An 18,428-nucleotide genomic window follows, 5' to 3' on the forward strand; every position below is an offset into this window, starting at 1 on the left:
GGAGGCAAAAGCAGCATAGGATATGTTAAACTTAAGAATTGAGGCCCCTTCAGCCTGACCTGCTCCTGCGGAAGTCACCGGTCATCGGTCTTCTGGCCGGTTGAGCAGAGAATCATTGGTTAATAGCATCATTACATATATCCATGTATATGAATTACTTCAGATGCCAATTCAATGAACAAACGGTTAGTTTTTTATTTAGTTATAATGCTTTAAAGGTGGTTCATACTTAGCCTTTTCTGTTACCTGAATTTTCTGACTGCTATGCCTTGCTGATTTCAGATATGGAGCAACGCTTTGATCTGCTCTTCTTCCTGATCATTTTCCATCATGATCATCAGTTCGTCTTCAGCTTCGAGTTCTGTTTGACCATTAGGAGTGATGAATTTTCCACCTCTCTTTACTAGTACTATTAAGCATGTACTGGGAAAGCCGAGCTCCAGAATTTTTTTGCCTTGGACTGGGCTGGCCTGCGGGATTTGTACTTCTAAAATAGCATTTTTAAAATCTTCGGAAAGTTCGATGTCCAGCATGGAACGCTTTTTTAATGAAGCGGGAAGGGAGAGGTGCAGTAGTTTTGCTGCCAAGGGCAAGGTAGTGGCCTGAATGGCGACAGAAGCCAGCACAATAAAGAAAACGATATGAAAGATCATCGCAGATTGCTCTATATCAGCTATTAGCGGTAAAGTTGCAAAAACGATCGGGACGGCGCCCCGTAATCCTACCCATGAAATGAATGCCTTTTCGCGAAGCTTAAACTTAAAGAATGAGAGAGAAATGAAAACCCCTAAAGGCCTAGCTACAAAGATTAGAAACAATGCGGCCAAAATTGCGATTCCTGATATAGGAATGAGCTGCTTAGGGAAAACCAAGAGTCCTAGGGTGATAAACATGATGACCTGCATCAGCCAGGCCACACCATCAAAGAACTTCATCAGACTCTTTTTATGAGCCATTTTGCCATTGCCCACTGTGATGGCACTGATATAAACCGCCAGGAAACCGTTGCCTCCTAGTAGATCAACAAAGGTATAGGTAATGAGTACCAGTGCCAAGAGCATAACTGGGTATAAGCCTTCAAAATCCAGGTTGACTTTATTGGTCAGCAGGACCGTCGCTCTTCCAAACAACCATCCTAGAAGACCGCCGACGAGCATTTGGATGAAAAATAAGGGGATGATTTCCCAAAGGGAGCCTGTTTCGAGGGTGATCAATCCCAGAAGGGATACCGTAAGGAAGTAAGCCATAGGGTCGTTACTGCCGCTTTCCAGTTCCAAAAGAGGTCTAAGGTGGCCCTTTAGTCCTATGCTTTTGGCTCTCAAAACAGAGAAAACCGCTGCTGCATCAGTAGATGAAACTATGGCTCCCAATAACAAACTTTCCTGAAACCCGAGTCCTGTGATCAGGTAGACAAAAGTTCCCAAGGTAACACTGGTGAGTAATACCCCCAGCGTAGAAAGTGTGATTCCTGGCTTCAGTACCGGTTTGATACTGGGCCATTTGGTATCAAGACCACCTGAATACAGAATGTATGTAAGTGCAATGATACCTAGGAACTGGGCAATGTACGGATTGTCAAACCGAATTCCTCCGATTCCATCGGAACCTGCCAACATACCCACCCCCAGAAATATTAAAAGCATGGGAATGCCTGTTTTACCCGCAGTCTTGCTGGCAAGTACACCGGCTAAGAGAAGGAGCGAGCTAATCAGAAGAATGTTTTCAGCGGTTAAGGTCATCGGAAAGCATATGGAACAACCAAAACTAATAAAGATCACGTTATTTTCTGATTGGCTATTCCAGAATATGGTCTGTGAAAAAGGTGCACCAAGAATTTCTAACCCTAAGCCTATTATAGTAATACTGATTTAGAAGCCTTTGCGTTGAAGATTCCTGCGGATCAAGAAAAGGTCATATTCTGGTGAAGGCTGATATTGCAATGGGACATTAATGTCAAACCTGTATAAGCATTTCAAATGGAGGAGGATCCTTTATCAGCTACACCTGTTTTGTCCCGTTGCGATGAGTTTTACAGATTGTTCTATCGGCATATTTGGAAAAAAAAATGGAAGTCATAGTGCTATGCCTTTTGCATGTCTATGACTTCCAGGTAATGCTATCCTATTCTCTGGGATAACAGCTTCTATAGAAGCGGTTCTCCGCCTCTTCTCACCTCAGATTGCCTAGTTCCGCGGTGATCCCTTTCAAGGAAGCCATCGCCATATTCTTCTCCTCTGATTCTATCGGTACCTTGGTCAAACCTATCCTCTCTAGTGTAAAAGACTGCATTTTGGTGGTCATAGCGACCGTACAAACTTCTAGGTTCCTCACTGTAATAGGTACGCATGGTATGTAGAAACTCTGCCTGAGGTCCAGAAGGCCATGAATCCTTGTCAAAACCTGGTGCATTTTCCAAGGTTTCTTTGGTTTCCTTTACGATAATCACATCTTCCTGAACCGGATGGAAATTGAAAGACTCCATAGGCAAGGCCAAGAGTTTTGACCCTAGGTTAAGGAATCCTTCATCTACTTTCAATACCACATAATCGATTTCATTGGTGGTGGTGTTGATCATCAGATCTTTGATGCTGCCCACTGCTTCATCTCTAGCGGTTTTTACTTTGCAATCAACTGCTGTAGTAGCGCTGATTTTGGAATTAAGTGTAGTGTTCATGGTGTTGTTGGTTAGTTTTAACTATTTACTATTTATAACTCCATATCTATGCCAGGCACCTGTACATGGTTTATTGGGCGTTCAGAGGTTTTCTGAAAAAATTCATGTGACAGGTTTCTCCTTTTCGAGTAAGGAATTGGTTGTAGATGAGCAATAAGCCTGATTTTTTTTCGAAAAAATGATTCTCCGCCATAATGCCATTTCATTCAAAATGCCAGATGTTAGCTTAGAAATTATTTGAGTGTAAACACCTGACTTGGTAAGCCTGATTATTAAAAAGAAAACCCTGGAGAAAGTAAATGAGATTACTTTCTCCAGGGCTGAGTTTGTTTGGAAGTAACTATGTCGATATTTCCGTTGAAGCTGAAATCTAAAGTAAAGTTGAATTCCCTTGCAGAAGGGGAGGTTATTTAATCCAATACTTCTCTTCTTTTACCATCTTCGTCGAAAGTGAAAGTCTCGCTTATATTTCCTTTCATCTTGAATTCAAGTTCATAATAAGTGATTCCATTTTCTATAAATCTTCTCTTTACCAGTATACTGTCAGGATGCAGATCGTCGGTATTTTCTATGACGTTGATCAGATCTTTCGGCATATTGATGGAATCTGTCATTTCTATGACTACCGGCATGGTGGATCCATCTACTAAGTATCTGGTAGAGTCACCCTCAGGAATTTGACCATTTTCCTGATCGACTTCCAGTTTTCCTGTTGGATCATTGTGGGAGTTTTCCTCTCTTTCGTTACATGATATTAACCCAATTCCAAGGGTTAATGCGATTATAAGTGATGAAGTTTTCATGATTTATTAGTTGTTGTTGTTTTAGAAATCTATCTGTTTGTTTTAGGGTAATTTGAACGTATAGGAATAGGATTGTATAGTTAATTACTGTACGCGTACCTGCCAGAGTGTATTTCCACTGTCATCATTCACCAAAAGTGAACCGTCCGGCATGACCGTTACGTCTACCGGCCTTCCGTAAACCTCAGATTTTTCCTCATCAGCTATAAATCCAGTCATGAAGTCCTCTGGTTCTCCTGTAGGCTTTCCATTCGCAAACGGGACAAAAAGTACCTTATAACCGCTGAGTTCCTTTCTGTTCCAAGATCCGTGCTGACCTACAAAGGCTCCATTTTTATACTTATCAGGAAATGCATCACTAGTATAGAAAGTGAGTCCAAGAGAGGCTGTATGGCTTCCCACAGGCACATCTGGGATTATAGTCTGAGTTACTTTGTCGGTACCTTTACCCTCCATCCTTGGATCTGGAATTTGTCCAAAGTAGGAGTAGGGCCAACCATAAAATCCATCCTTTTTCACACTTGTGATGTAGTCAGGAACCAAATTATTGCCCAGTTCATCCCGCTCATTTACTGCCGTCCACAGCTCTCCATTTACAGGATTCCAGGACATCCCTACTGGATTTCTTAAACCAGTGGCATAAAGAATCTCACCTGATCCATCAGGATTGACCTCCAGGATTGCTGCTCTTCTGATCTCTTCTTCCATTCCATACTCTGCGACGTTACTGGCCGAACCTACAGAGATGTAAATTTTTGAATTGTCCTCGTTTGCAATTAGATTTCTAGTCCAATGATTGTTGTATCCTCCGGCTGGCAATTCTACGATTTTCTCTCCCTCTCCTTCTAATTTGATTTGACCTTCTTTATAAGGGAAGCGGTAGAGACCATCCGTATTGGCAATATAAAAGGTCTGGCCAATGATCAGCATTCCATAGGGTTGATTTAGGCCATCTTTAAAAACTTCCCGCACTTCATATTGCTCATCATTATTTTTATCCTGGAAAACAGTGATTCTGTCTGAGCTTTTCTTGGTATTGCTTTCTACCACAAATAAATCCTTGTTTGGACCAACGTAAGTCGCCCTTGGATTATCGAGATCAGAGGCAAATTTCGTCACCGTAAATCCTTCTGGTACTTTGGGTGTCTGGCCTTCTGACCAACCTATTACTTTACTGCGATTGGTAGTAGGCTCCGAAGAGTATGGGGAAGGTAAGATTAGCTCTCCTATGGCAGTTTGTACGGTGTCTGCACTTTGTTGTCCAAGTTCTTTCTTTTCCTCCGAGGATACTTTTTCCTTACAAGCAATTACTAAGCAGGCGCCGAAGAAAAGTAGTAGGGTAGGTTTGAATCTATAATCCATAAATTTTGCTGTTGAGGTGCGATTTGAAATTGATTCAATCCATTAGCCAAAAATGTAAAAAACTGCTTGTAGTCCGATTAGATCAGGTTTATCTGCTGAGTTTTCACCGTGAACCCTATATGATTTTTTCAATAAAGAAAAATTATTCCCACTTGTGAGGAGAAACCTGCCCAATTTTTAATGGGGAAGTGGAGGCTTTTCAGTCATATTTCCATGGAAAAGTTTGATGTATTCTCTCTTCAGAGCTGATTGTTTCGCAAACAATAACTGAAAATCAAGAGCCAGATTTGGGTTTGAAATAGATGTTTTCGTCCTCATCGCTGATCACTTCATAGGAATCCAGCTCTGCTACCTTTTTAAAGTCTTTCTGATCCACAAGTAGCGTATCTTTTAAGTTTTGAAGTGACGGCAGTACTGCTACTGAACTATCGGGTAAAGACTGGATTTCTGGATTTCTGAGTAATGATTGATAAACATATCCAATTTTTCCAACTGCGGTTTTGACTTGGTACCAATCTTTTGTGGAAGCCGTAATAAATAATGGAGTTGACTCTCTTAACTGGAAGAGTAATTCCGCACCTATTTCTGGTTCTGCTCTAACATTTGCCTGGTCCACATCGACAATCATGAGTAGCGGTAATTCTTCAGCAGGGAAAGGTTCTGCTTTTTTATGAGCTGTATTTATTACTGGATAGGGGTCAAAAGCCCCATTATCATAGATTCCAAAGTGCAAATGAGGAGCAGTAGTTCGTGCATTTCCAGTATTTCCCACCAGCCCTAAGGTATCGCCGGGTTCTACGCCTTGTAAATTGCTGACCAATTGGCTGTCTAGATGCGCGAAATAAAGACGCCAATTCCTACTATGATCACTTAACCAAACTTGTTTCCCACCCAACCCACTTGCTCTTACACTTGTAACTAATCCTGCAACTGGAGCCACCACGGGTGTTCCTCGTGCAGCAAATATGTCCACACCCTCGTGGGATCTGGCTCCTCCATCCCGCGCAGCTCCCCAAAAGCTCTGTATAGAAGCTGTGTTTTTTCCCTGTACGGGAAATACTGCATAAGTCTGTACAGCATTGACCAAAATTTGAAAGTTGCCTTCCCCAAGCATTTCAGGTTGAACCCGGAGAATATACTTTCCAGTTTGCTCAGCTTCCAATTGGATAGAGTCTTGGATAATAGCACGTGATTCGAGTTCCTTTAGAGACTCAGCATCCAGAAGATCCACAATTAACCGACTGCTATCACTTGCTATCCAGCGGATATCTATTAGAATACTGGCTCCTTTTTCCATTTGAATTTCCCAGGCATTTGCCGCAATGCTTTTAGACTTAAAGCTCCCATTGATGGCAATAGGAAGGCTGAGTAAAGTAGCTGTATTTAATACTTGCTCTGCTTTGGACAGCCAGTTCATCCCAATTTTGGATTTTAAAATGCCTGATTTTTCTAGGGAATTCTCGTAGCTCTTACGGGCTGAAGAGGAGATGAATACCCCAAGGCTGGCTTTGTTACAGGAGGTTACAGCTAGAATAATGGAAAGGCATAGAATATAAGAATAGGGGAAGGATTTCATCAGAGGTAATATTGAGATCAAAGATTGAGGCAGGCGTGTTATATGGTCTTCTTTGCGGTGCTATACACTAATAGCATGCCGATACTTACCTATCGCCTGTTCGCTTTAATTCTTTAAAAATGCCAATGGTGTGTTTTTCTATCTGTTGAATTAAATCTACATTTTGTGAAGAAAATTCTCCTAAGGTTCTGAGGCGTACTGTTACTGAAGATGCTTGAAAAGAATTAATATGATGCGTTTTGAGGTAAATTAGTTGCTTTATTGAATCACCCCAAGCTGTGGTTTATGTTTTGTTAGCTGGATGGGTGAACCCATTAATTAATGACCAGTTTGACACCTTTAAAGAGTGATCTTTGTAATGCTTTGCAGCAGTGCATAAAAGATGTGCAACTCTTGATTTCAGCTATAAATCAAAGATCGGAAATGGAAAATTTCACTGCTGTAGCTGAACATTGTGTTGAAGCATGTATGGCCTGCCTTGACGCCTGCGAATCTGGTAGATTTGACCGAGGGATCATGATGGCCGACTGTGCAGAGGCTTGTGCACTGTGTGCTGACCAATGCGAATCGCTTAATTTGGTAGAAAGTAAAAAATGCATAGCATCCTGTCAAATTTGCCAAGAGGAACTATTTCACTTGTTGGCTTAAGGATATTGGAATCTTTTAAGTTATAAAATCGGCATAAATGATGGCGCCTCCTCGCGACTGTTTTTATTTTCATTCCCATTGGGAATCAAGTTGGGGCTGCCTAGTGGAAATCGAAATGTTAGATACCAAATCTCAATCATCGGGCAATCCTTCAGTCGGTCAAAGGAGGCATCATCATTTTAATTCTCTTTTTGTTTCTATTGTCTTACGTTTCCATTTTCCAAAAACTCAACAGTTTTATTTGATTGATCGGATAGCTCGAACTCTACTTCATAAACAGTGATGGAATTTTCGATCTTACTGCTTGTACTAATAATCCTGGATTTTGAAAGCACCTCATCATTTTCAATAGCATTGATTACAGGAGCCGGAAGACGTGTAGAATCTGCTTCATCTAGAGTTCCGCTAAGCAGAGTACCATCGCGTTTCACCATAGTGGTATCGTCTCCATTTAATTCCGTACTCATTTCGTTTTGAGCTTCAATACCTTGTTCGTTGACGTTACTTTTACCACAGGCTGTTGATAACATGGCTACCATAGCCGGATATATGATATATTGAGTTTTCATAAATGCCAAAATTTTGGTGACAGCTAATTGCAGATCAATAATCAGCCCTTTTTAATTATTCTTTGGTAGCTATCTAGTTTCTATTGTCTTCTTGTTTCTCAAGACTTGATCAAGAAATGGATTTAAGAAAGATGTATGCTTTTTATTTTTGAGGAGATTTTGGACTGCTTACTATTTCTTATTTAACCGGTAGATTCTAAAGCATCCAGCTTTTTGGTCGTATTTTGAAGATTTCTCCATATCACTGATCATTACGATTTAGTTCTATTTGATCAGCCTAAATGGGTCGACAATTTTTAAATAAAATAGGAGTCAAGTGATGGCTTCTTAGCTGGTTTTTATAACTACAATATTCAGGTCATAATGAGGTGAAGTTTGCTCAGTCTGTTGATAATTTGGCTAGTGTTAAAAGTCTGGGTTTCTTATTTTTAAGTTTGGATTTTTTTAAATGCTCGACCTACAGTGATTTAAAGGTATTTTGGTCGAAATTTTTACCTAGTGGAATAGTTGTTGGCTTGGCTCTAGAAAATCTATCCTAATTGTTTCCATTCAACCGACCAACTATGAAAAAGTTTCCAACCCTTACTTTTCTGGTTTTAATTTCAATAGGATCTTCCTGTGAGGTGTTCGCGGAAAATATTACATCATTGACTCTACAGGATACAATTCCCATTACCGATCCCAAAACGACTAATGAACCTAGTTCAATTACTGGATCTATAAAGGATGCAGAAGGTAATCCTTTATCAGGAGCCACTGTACAGATTAAAGGCACCCAAACAGGAGCGATTTCAGATGACTCCGGCAACTATTCTATAGATACCCCTGAGAATAGTGAAGGGGTAGTTCTGGTATTTTCATTTTTAGGTTTTCAGTCAAAGGAGGTAGAAATAGGCAATCGGAGCACCATAGATATCACATTGATCAGCGATGATCAAGAACTAGATGAGGTAGTAGTGATAGGATATGGTTCTACACGAAAGGCAGACCTTACCGGGTCCGTAGCCCAGGTAAATACTGAAGAAATAAATGCTTTTCCTACTTCTAATGTGCTGCAGGCATTGAATGGGCGGGCTCCAGGAGTGCAGGTCATCCAAAATAACGGGGCTCCAGGTGGAGGAGTTTCCGTTAGAATTCGCGGCGCAAATTCTATTCAAGGTGACAATGACCCGCTATATGTAATCGATGGCTTTCCTTTTTCCGGTAACCCTACCAATCTGAACAATTCAGATATCGCCAGTATAGAAATTCTAAAGGATGCCTCAGCTACTGCAATATATGGCTCCAGGGGTGCCAATGGAGTGGTGTTGATCACTACCAAAAGTGGAAGGGGAGCGGGCACGGTAGTGGAGTTTGATGCTGCATACAGTATGCAAAGCCTGAGGGATAAGCTTAATCTGATGAATGGAACTCAATATGCCGAGTTGATGAATATTCAGGCAGAAAATGACGGGTTACAACCTTATTTTTCAGAAGCAGAAATCAATGGATTGGGTCAAGGTACTGACTGGCAGGATGAAGTTTTTCAACAGGCACCCATCAAAAACACCTCTCTGAGCATTTCTGGAGGAGGAGAAAATACTCAATTTTTAGTTGGCGGTAGCATTTATCAACAGGACGGAATCATCAAGGGGTCTGATTATGATAGATATTCTATCAGGTCTACTATCAATCATAAGGTCAGTGAAAAAATCTCAGTTGATTTTAACAGCACACTGAGCAAATTGGTGACTGCACGTAGGGACAGTGAAGGTGGTTCCAGAGGAGCGAGTATGATAGGGGCAGCAATAGTAGCTTCCCCTTTGTCTGATCCATACAATTCTGAAGGAACCATCAACAATTTGGCTGATGATTTTGCATTTGTATCTCCGGACCTGATCAACCCGCTCTACTTTATTAACGAGCAATCCACTGTAATAACTGCGAATGTGGTTTTGGCGAATGCTGCCATCAATTACAATCCAATTCCGGAAATCACCATCAGAATAGCTGGAGGGGTAGAAAATCGTGATGACAGAACTGACAATTACAGAAGCAGTAATTTTATAAATAGCAACGGAAATGCCAGTATTACTACCAGTCAATACATCAGTCGGCTGAGTGAAAATACGATTACATATGCTGACGTATTCAATGAAAAACACGATTTGAATGTGCTAGCTGGTTTTACCTACCAGGATTTTACTACTAAATATTTGGCGGGAAGCGGAGCTGGGTTTCTCAGTGATCTTTATGAAACGGATAACTTGGGAGCTGCGGAAACTCCTGGTATTCCTACCTCCGGCTATGCAAACTCAGTTTTACTTTCCTACTTGGGAAGGATTAATTATGGATTTGCAGACAAATACCTATTCACTGCGTCGTTCCGCGCAGATGGATCTTCCAGGTACAGTGAGGGCAATAAGTGGGGATATTTTCCTTCTGGAGCCTTAGCGTGGAAAGTCTCCGAAGAAAATTTCATGCAGGGACAAGAAACTGTTTCCACTCTAAAACTCCGTGCCAGCTGGGGGCTGACAGGCTCCCAGGCCATTGATCCATATGCTACACTTAACAGGTTATTCCCAGGATACACTGTTTTTGGTGATGAGCTTTATAACTTCCTTGCACCTGGATCTACCTTGCCGGGAAACCTCAAGTGGGAAACCACCCAGCAATTTGACTTGGGCATGGATCTGGGACTTTTTAACGATAGGATTATTGTTGGAGCTGATTATTACATAAAAACTACTGAGGACTTATTGAGCACTGTTCGCTTGCCCAGTTCCTATGGTTATACGACAACCATAGATAATGTGGGATCTATAGAAAACAGAGGTGTGGAATTGAGCCTCTTTGCCCAAATGTTTTCCAAGGAATTCCGGTGGAGTATAGATGGGAATATTTCTTTAAATCGAAACAAGGTGATTTGCCTTAATGATGGACAGCCGATTCTCACTAATTTCATAAATGTGATCACGGTAGCTGATAACTTCTCCATCATGGAAGAAGGCAGACCTCTAGGTCAATTCTGGGGGTATCAAGAAGATGGATATACGGAATCAGGAGCGATCCGCTATAGAGATTTAAACGGCGATGGGGAAATCACAGAAGAGGACAAGACATACATAGGAAATCCAAATCCTGACTACTTTTACGGATTCAATTCAAACATGACCTTCAAAGATTTTCAACTGGATTTATTTTTCCAAGGAAGTAAAGGAAATGATATCATGAATGTAAGTGCGATTTCCAGTACGATGGATTATGGTCAAGGCTTGAATATGCCGGAAGAAGTACTTTTGGATCACTGGACGCCACAGAATACAGGTGCCAAATATCCAAAAATCAGTAGAAGTACAGTGGCAAGAGTATCCAATAGATTTGTGGAGGACGGTTCTTATTTAAGGCTGAAAAACGTGATGTTAGCTTACAATTTCCCCTTAAAAAACACAAATGGAATATTCCTCCAGAGTCTGAGAATCTATGCCAGTGGGCAGAATCTGTTGACTTTTACCGATTATTCCTGGTGGGATCCTGAGGTTAACAGCAAGGGTGGAGACAATCGCCTAGGTATAGATCACTTCAGTTATCCTATTCCTAAGTCTTATACCGTAGGCCTCAATGCCACTTTTTAATTTTAATCCATATAGATCATGAAAACTACTAGAAAATATAATCTATTCAGCACTAAAGTTTGTGTAGTTTGTCTTTTGGGGATAGGTGCTTTTACCATCTCCTGCGATTCGCTCTTAGATGAAGAACCGAAAACAATTGTATCGGAGAATTTCTATCAAAACGCCTCTGATTTTGATGCCGCTACCAATGCTATTTATTTTCCGCTGCGGATGGTGAGATCAGAACAGATTGCCGTGCTCAGTGCGCACACAGACTGGGGTTATGGTCGTGGTAGTAGAGCGCAGTACAACGATTTCGACGGGTTTAATCCCACCAATATCAATGCAGCCGCTTCCAGATGGAACAGTTTCTACAAAGGAATCCGAAATGCCAATATCGTGATTGAGAAAGCACCATTAAGTGAAGAATTGACCGAAGACGAAATGAATGGATTTATTGCTGAGGCTAAATTCCTGCGTGCATTGACTTATTTTGACTTAGTGAGAAACTGGGGTGGAGTTCCGCTTCGTACCGAGCAGAATATATCGGATAAGGATGTGCCAAAAAGTAGCGTCGAAGATGTTTATTCCCTGATATTATCTGACCTGGAAGCAGCTGAAACAGGTCTTCCAACTGCTGCAGCAGAGCCTGGACGACCCACGCAATGGGCCGCTAAAACCTTACTGGCGGATGTATATCTACAGTTGGAAGAGTTTGATTCAGCTAAATTGAAAGCCGAGGAAGTTATAGACTCTGATGCGTTTCAGTTAGTTCACGTGACCTCAGTAGATGAACTCCGGGAGAAAATCTTTGGTCCCACATTGATCAGTTCAAGTGAAGAAATCTTCTCCTTTAAGTTTGCCAGGCAAACAGGACAAGGAAATGGGCTACCCTGGATTCTTAATCACCCGAGTACTGGACTTTATAATTTTGGCGGCGCATATGCGCATTACGGGGATGCAAGCAACCCATTCTACAAGGAATGGGAAGATGGTGATTTAAGAAAGTCTTTATGGCAGTTTGTGGACTTCGGTCTGGGAGATTCAACCCTGGTCAACGGAAAATATGCAGAGCCTCAGGCCGTGGATAATACTGGAGCTGGCAATGATACTCCTATTTACAGATATGCTGAACTGTTGCTTATTTATGCAGAAGCTTCAGCTCAGGTAGATGGCTTGACTGAGGAAAATATGGACGCAGTTAACCAAATACGAAGAAGAGCCTTTGGCCTGGATCCTTTGGAAGCATCGTCTATGGATTATACATTGGAAGGGTTGAATACAACAGAATTCTTAGATTTGATCCTTCAGGAAAAAGCCTATGAGACTCAGTTTGAAGGCAAGCGATGGCTGGATCTGAAAAGAACTGGAAGAGCGGAGGAATTCGTGATGAAAAATAAAGGCTTGTCAATTGCTGATCGCCATTACTTGTGGCCGATTCCCTTGGAAGAACTGAATTTCAACGAAGCCATGAGTGCAAGTGATCAAAACCCTGGTTACTGATTTTCCTTACTTTAGAGCGATGAACTTTGACTTGGACGGGTAAATGGCCTTCCAATCTAAAATTGCCTGGTTGTAGGAGGTTTTTTATTTGGAGTATGAAAAAGATAGATCTTTAGGGAATTGAAAAACTTAAATTATTTAAGCCTAGGGACTTGGATATTTTAAATGAATAAAATGCCTCATTACCGTATATGGAGGTCGTTTTATAGAATTTTATTCCGTTAATCTTTGATTCAATATCGACAGCCAAATCCATGAATAGCCTGTAATATGCATGCCCGTATAAAATGTCGGGATTTGATTTTTGATAAATGATGATGAATAAAGTTTACGTGGTTTTTTCTGGGGAATATCAACTTATGAAGGTACAGACCAGGCAATTGGAAGGTACATTACCTGCATTTAGGATTGAGGCCGTATTTTCCACAGTTGAAAAATGCGAGGCATGGATCAGGCGACATGAAAAAAGTCTTTCTTCCACCGTTTTGAGCTTTTTGGAAATTCCTTTTGATCCCCTTAGCAGAGAAAGGGAGAGTGAAATGCAAGTTTTCCATGTGCGTATGAATAGCGAGTTGCATATCATTGATGTGAAAATGGGGGATGAAAGTGATTTAGAAGAAGGAGAATTCTTTACTCTGACTCAAATAGAAGGCGGCGGTTTTCAAGGAGTGTTTTTTGCCAGGGATTTAATTGATGCCTGTAAACTAGCTTTTACCAGGGGCCAAGAATTGCTGAACGGAAAATAGACAACTCAAAAGTATAAGGAGCCTCACTCTCAATATTATAACAACTTTTTTAACGATGATTTTCCTTTTCTATGGGTTTTTCGGAAGTTGGATGGGGTATCGTGATACATCTTTTTGAAGAGTTCACTGAAGTAACTTTGACTGTTGAATCCTACTTTTTCCTTGATTTCCTGAATGCTATCTTCTGTATTGAGCAGCAGGTCTTTAGCAAGACTCAATCTCAAAAATTGCAGGTATTCATTGGCGCTTTTTCCGAAGAAATGACGGAACCCATTCTGGAATTTTTTAGCATTTAAGCCCACCCGTTGGGCAATTGAATTTAGGGATTCAATAGAATCCAGCTCTATTTTCATGATTTCTACAGCTTCTCTGATTGCATGCGCCTCCGACTGCCGCAGGATATTACGTTGATCAGATCCTTGATAGTCATCATCGTATTGTATGAGCTGCTGCACCAGCATTCTATAGGATTGGCTTTCTAGAAAAATCTTCTTAATCAGGTCAGTATATTGATGGGTTTTTATTTCTTCAAATATCTCGCCTAATCTGAGACTGTACATGCCATTGTAATAAAATGAAGTTTTGGCAAGTTCGTCCTCAAAAATGGATTTTAAGTTGGTGTGTGCTTTTGCCAATTCACATTCCATGCGCTCTTTAAATCTATGTCTATCCACTTCAAGACTATAAATCTCTGTTTTCTGCTGCTTTTGAAATTGAAGTACATGCCCATTGTAACCCTTACTGGCCACTATGATATTTTGATGTTGCTGTAGGGCATGCTCCTCACCATCTTGCTCGAAATGATGAAGTAGGTTGCCATTTAGGCAAAAAAGAAACTTCAGGGGATGGGTTTGGTTTACAGTGAAACTTATCTCCAGATCCTCATAAAATAGGCAATCATAAATCAGCAGACCCAATCCGCCTTCAAAGTTAATTCCCTTGATCTGTCCCTGGCCCCAAGAATCCGGTATCTGAACATAGTATTCTCCACAATCCTGGGTGTATTGAGTACCTAAGCCTTTGGCAATATCAGCTATCACCTCTTTAAGAGGCAAGGAATGAACCTGAAGTTTTTTCATGGAAAATGTAAAATGAAAAAGATCAATTAAAGTTGAAAATAGTACTTATAAAAATAAAAAGGAACGACTATTTTCTTAAATCTGAAATATGCACTAGGAATTCTTTAGAGCCGCTATTCAACCTATTTTCAGATCCTATTTCTTCCCTTAGCGTTTTATCCCGGGCATCTCTAGGTTATGTTTTACCTCTACTGGTTTTCTGCTGGAAGAGCGGCTAGACGGTATAGTATTTCTTAGAAAAAGACATTTCGGCCTGCCTACCGGCAAAGGAAATTCTTTGGTCACCTTCTATTGAGCGAAACTGAGGTATAGGTTTTTAGATCAGATCAGAAAAGGATTAATGGTATGAGTTGGAGTATTTTCTTGCTCCAACTCATATTCAGCAATCTTACACAGGTATTTGGTCTGCATCTTTTCTTTCCCAAACTCTATGGGAGGAAATGGAATCAATGAAAGATTCAGGATCCTGATTGAACAAAACGCCTTTAGGAAGTTTGTTTTTTGAGGCATAAGTCAAATCCCACAGACTTTCTCCTGTACCGTTGATACCAATATACTTGTAGTGCCTATAAGCTTCATCTATGAATCTAATGGCTAAAGAATTATTCTTTAAACTCTGTGTGCTTTTTGATCCGTCAAGTACTAGAACCGCATCGAACAATACAGAAGTCGTGGTCATTAAGCTATGATCAACTGTGAAGGAACCATCCTCTGACGCGGTGATAGAACCACTATTTGTGCTGATGATTTTAGAATCAGCTCCAGCATTTTTAATAGCCGCTTGAAATCCTTTGATTGACTTTTCATCTACACCATCATCTGCCAAAATAGCTATCATCCTTCCTTGGATCCCTTTTCCTGGCGATGCCATTAAGCTTAACTTTTCTGATTTTTTCAACTTGGTTTTAGCCTCAGTAGGTTGGTAATCACTTGGGTCGGCATCAGCAGGATAGCTATGATTTAGAGGAGCTTCAGGTTTTTGAATTTCTTTGATGCCAAGCCCTTTGGCCACTTCTTCTGCAAGTGTCTGATCTACATGAGTCAGCATTCCTACCATTCGATTTCGGATGGCTTCACTTTTCACTTTGCCCAGTTCGAACTGTAGTGCCTGAATAATGTGATGCTGCTCCACCTCAGTTTGACTACTATAAAAAAGCGTAGCTTGACTAAAGTGGTCCATGAAGCTCTTGCTTCTGTTTCTGATTTTATGTCCTTCTATTTTCTCATGGTGAGATACATACCCACCTTCAGCCATTGAGGCTTGAAATGGACATCCCCCACTTGCCTTGTTTGGATTATACCCCCCTTTACCTTTGTTAATAGTCTGTCTCATAAAGCCTCCTCGTTGATTGTTATGCACAGGAGTAATAGGGCGGTTGATTGGGATTTCTGCGAAATTGGGACCTCCCAGTCTGGTCAGCTGGGTGTCAGTGTAGGAAAATAACCTTCCTTGAAGCAAGGGGTCATTTGTGAAATCAATACCCGGTACCACGTGTCCTGGATGAAAAGCCACCTGCTCGGTTTCGGCAAAGAAATTATCAGGATTGCGGTTGAGTACCATTTTGCCCAGGATCTTCACAGGCACCAATTCTTCAGGAATAAGTTTAGTAGGGTCCAAAAGATCAAAATCGAATTTGTGTTCATCTTTTTCTTCTACTAGCTGAACTCCTAATTCCCATTCCGGGAAATTCCCATTTTCTATTGATTCCCAAAGGTCTCTGCGATGAAAATCAGGATCCTGACCTGAAATCTTTTGGGCCTCCTCCCAAATGACGGAATGCGTACCCAACTTTGGTTTCCAATGGAATTTTACAAATACAGATTTTCCTTCCTTATTGATGAAACGGTACGTATGTACACCAAATCCCTCCATCATGCTGAGACTTCTGGGGAGTGCCCTATCACTCATTACCCACATGATCATGTGCATGCTTTCGGGCATGAGAGATATAAAATCCCAAAATGTGTCATGAGCCGAGGCGGCTTGGGGAATTTCATTGTCTTGCTCAGGTTTTACTGCATGGATCAAATCAGGGAATTTCATGGCATCCTGAATAAAAAATACCGGCATATTATTACCTACCAAGTCATAATTCCCTTCTTCAGTATAGAATTTTACAGCAAATCCCCGCACGTCTCGCGCGAGGTCAGAAGATCCTTTGAATCCTGCCACTGTACTGAATCTGGTAAATACCGGAGTTTTTTTACCTTTCTCTCCGAGAAAACCGGCTTTGGTAATAGAAGAAAAATCCCCATAACTCTCAAAGTATCCATGGGCTGCTTCCCCTCTGGCATGAACTACTCGCTCTGGTATCCGCTCATGATCAAAATGAGTCATTTTCTCTCTGAAATGAAAATCTTCTAACAAGGTAGGCCCACGATCCCCGGCAGTCAGTGAATTCTGATCATCATTTACTCGTAAACCCTGATTGTTACTCATTACTTCCCCGCTGCTATCTTCAGTATTCATGTGAAGATCATCGCTTTTGGCATTTTCTGGTTTGTTCTCTTTCATGGTAATTAAATTTTAGTGGTTTGGTGTACCTCTCACTAATAACATTCCATAACTATAATTTTTAATTAGTGACAGCATCCAAAAAAAGAAGCCTGATCTATGGGATCGTAGATCGCAGCTTTTCCAATAGGCTTTATGACTGATTTAGGAAGGGTTACTTTTTCTTTAAGGTAAAAAAAGGGAAAAGTGACTGCCTTTTTATGGGCAAAAAATCTCTTAATTATTGATTTGTGAATTTTCTCCTACTTTATTATCAATTTATGTCGAAGTGCTGTTTGTCTTCTTTTTTCCTCATACTGAGTAATTTATTTAAGAAGCATCATTTCACGCTTTTGAATTCAGAGTTACTTTATTAAAGCAAAAAGCACAATAACAGGGTCCCTAGGTTAAGGAATCAATATAGATTTTAAGCACTTGGCAATAGGGAAAGGGAAAACAGGAAAATTTTAATTTTGCAAGATTTTCAATTGCCCTTTGGCAAGAGTCACTTTGACCTCAGGCACGCCTTCATAAAGCGTACTGTGCTGCATCAGATCATCATCCACATGAAATGGAAGCTGAGACTGGACTTTGATTTTTTTTGCTTTTAAAGTTTGAAATGGGCTAGGGGAGAAGGCCTTCTTTTGAGCCTTTAAAAATTCCTTCAACTCTGATTTTTGACTTTTTTTCACCAGCATAATATCCAGATATTTATCACTGTGGTCTGCATCTGGCGCAAGCGCTAGTTGAGGACCAAGCCTTCTGGTGTTCATGATCTCTACCCAAATATATTTACCAGAGTAATCTTCACCATCTAGCTCTATTTGGTATTCATTTACAGGGAGTTTATCTGGGAGTTTTTTGAGATTCTTTAAGCCAAAATCCACTTTGGAGGTACTATCCTTTACCTTCTTTTCATCCCGCTCGATCTGCAAAAGCAAGGCAGTAAAAATTCCCCATCCTATGCCTTCTATAAACCAACCAGTTTTTTCAGGGGTTTCATATTTCCCGATGCTTAAGTAATGAAATTTCTTTTGCTCAAATTTCTTGACCAGATTTTCATAATCTGAAGTCAGGCCAAGGCTGCAGGCTATATTATTGGCGTTGCCATAGGGCAGGATAGCAATGGGGATATTGGTATCTCGTATTTCAAGTAAAATTTTTTCTACTGTACCATCTCCACCTGCGATGATGATCAGGTCAAAAATCAGGTCGAATACCTTTTCGAATTTTTCTTCGGTGGTATTTTGTGCTAGCACTCTAGCTCCTTGATTTTCCAGTGATGAAATTATTTTTCCTAAAGGAAAATCCTCTTCTCCTGCGGTTGGATTATATAATAGAATGATCTTCATTTTTGAATATGTATAAAAGTCCTGCTTAG

General features: G+C 40.7%; 12 protein-coding genes. 3 read left to right on the forward strand and 9 right to left on the reverse strand.

The window, feature by feature from the left end; genetic code table 11:
* Positions 1-278: 278 nt before the first annotated feature.
* The 6 genes from PBT90_RS05675 to PBT90_RS05700 form a co-directional block, all read right to left on the reverse strand.
* Positions 279-1,739 (reverse strand): potassium/proton antiporter, encoded by a 1,461-nt coding sequence (locus tag PBT90_RS05675; RefSeq protein WP_264809432.1) that lies wholly within the window; start codon positions 1,737-1,739, stop codon positions 279-281.
* Between the two features lie 404 nt (positions 1,740-2,143).
* Entirely contained in the window at positions 2,144-2,674 is a 531-nt protein-coding gene (locus PBT90_RS05680) for a PRC-barrel domain-containing protein (protein ID WP_264809433.1), read from the reverse strand.
* Positions 2,675-3,084: 410 nt separating this feature from the next.
* On the reverse strand, positions 3,085-3,477 hold the full coding sequence (locus PBT90_RS05685; protein ID WP_264809434.1) for a hypothetical protein: 393 nt from the start codon (positions 3,475-3,477) through the stop codon (positions 3,085-3,087).
* Between the two features lie 84 nt (positions 3,478-3,561).
* Complete coding sequence (locus PBT90_RS05690; RefSeq protein WP_264809435.1) at positions 3,562-4,839, reverse strand: PQQ-dependent sugar dehydrogenase; 1,278 nt, start codon at positions 4,837-4,839, stop codon at positions 3,562-3,564.
* Between the two features lie 274 nt (positions 4,840-5,113).
* Positions 5,114-6,415, reverse strand: a complete 1,302-nt coding sequence (locus PBT90_RS05695) for a peptidoglycan DD-metalloendopeptidase family protein (protein ID WP_264809436.1) — start codon at positions 6,413-6,415, stop codon at positions 5,114-5,116.
* Between the two features lie 845 nt (positions 6,416-7,260).
* Positions 7,261-7,632 (reverse strand): hypothetical protein, encoded by a 372-nt coding sequence (locus tag PBT90_RS05700; protein ID WP_264809437.1) that lies wholly within the window; start codon positions 7,630-7,632, stop codon positions 7,261-7,263.
* 563 nt (positions 7,633-8,195) lie between these two features.
* Between PBT90_RS05700 and PBT90_RS05705 the strand changes: the two genes are divergently transcribed.
* The 3 genes from PBT90_RS05705 to PBT90_RS05715 all read left to right on the forward strand — a co-directional run bounded on the left by PBT90_RS05705 (position 8,196) and on the right by PBT90_RS05715 (position 13,474).
* A complete protein-coding gene (locus PBT90_RS05705) occupies positions 8,196-11,246 on the forward strand; it encodes a SusC/RagA family TonB-linked outer membrane protein (protein WP_270131962.1) in 3,051 nt (1,016 codons plus the stop codon).
* 18 nt (positions 11,247-11,264) lie between these two features.
* Entirely contained in the window at positions 11,265-12,728 is a 1,464-nt protein-coding gene (locus tag PBT90_RS05710) for a RagB/SusD family nutrient uptake outer membrane protein (RefSeq protein WP_264809439.1), read from the forward strand.
* Positions 12,729-13,039: 311 nt separating this feature from the next.
* Positions 13,040-13,474 (forward strand): hypothetical protein, encoded by a 435-nt coding sequence (locus PBT90_RS05715; protein WP_264809440.1) that lies wholly within the window; start codon positions 13,040-13,042, stop codon positions 13,472-13,474.
* 35 nt (positions 13,475-13,509) lie between these two features.
* Here PBT90_RS05715 and PBT90_RS05720 read toward each other — a convergent pair whose 3' ends face one another.
* The 3 genes from PBT90_RS05720 to PBT90_RS05730 all read right to left on the reverse strand — a co-directional run bounded on the left by PBT90_RS05720 (position 13,510) and on the right by PBT90_RS05730 (position 18,399).
* Complete coding sequence (locus PBT90_RS05720; RefSeq protein ID WP_270131966.1) at positions 13,510-14,553, reverse strand: helix-turn-helix domain-containing protein; 1,044 nt, start codon at positions 14,551-14,553, stop codon at positions 13,510-13,512.
* Between the two features lie 388 nt (positions 14,554-14,941).
* Positions 14,942-17,068 (reverse strand): catalase, encoded by a 2,127-nt coding sequence (locus tag PBT90_RS05725; protein WP_264809442.1) that lies wholly within the window; start codon positions 17,066-17,068, stop codon positions 14,942-14,944.
* A 446-nt stretch (positions 17,069-17,514) separates the two neighbouring features.
* Positions 17,515-18,399 carry a diacylglycerol/lipid kinase family protein gene (locus tag PBT90_RS05730; protein WP_264809443.1) on the reverse strand — a complete coding sequence of 295 codons (885 nt, stop codon included), beginning with the start codon at positions 18,397-18,399 and terminating at the stop codon, positions 17,515-17,517.
* Positions 18,400-18,428 lie beyond the last annotated feature (29 nt).

It is taken from the genome of Algoriphagus sp. TR-M9 (genome assembly GCF_027594545.1).
Lineage (GTDB): Bacteria > Bacteroidota > Bacteroidia > Cytophagales > Cyclobacteriaceae > Algoriphagus > Algoriphagus halophytocola.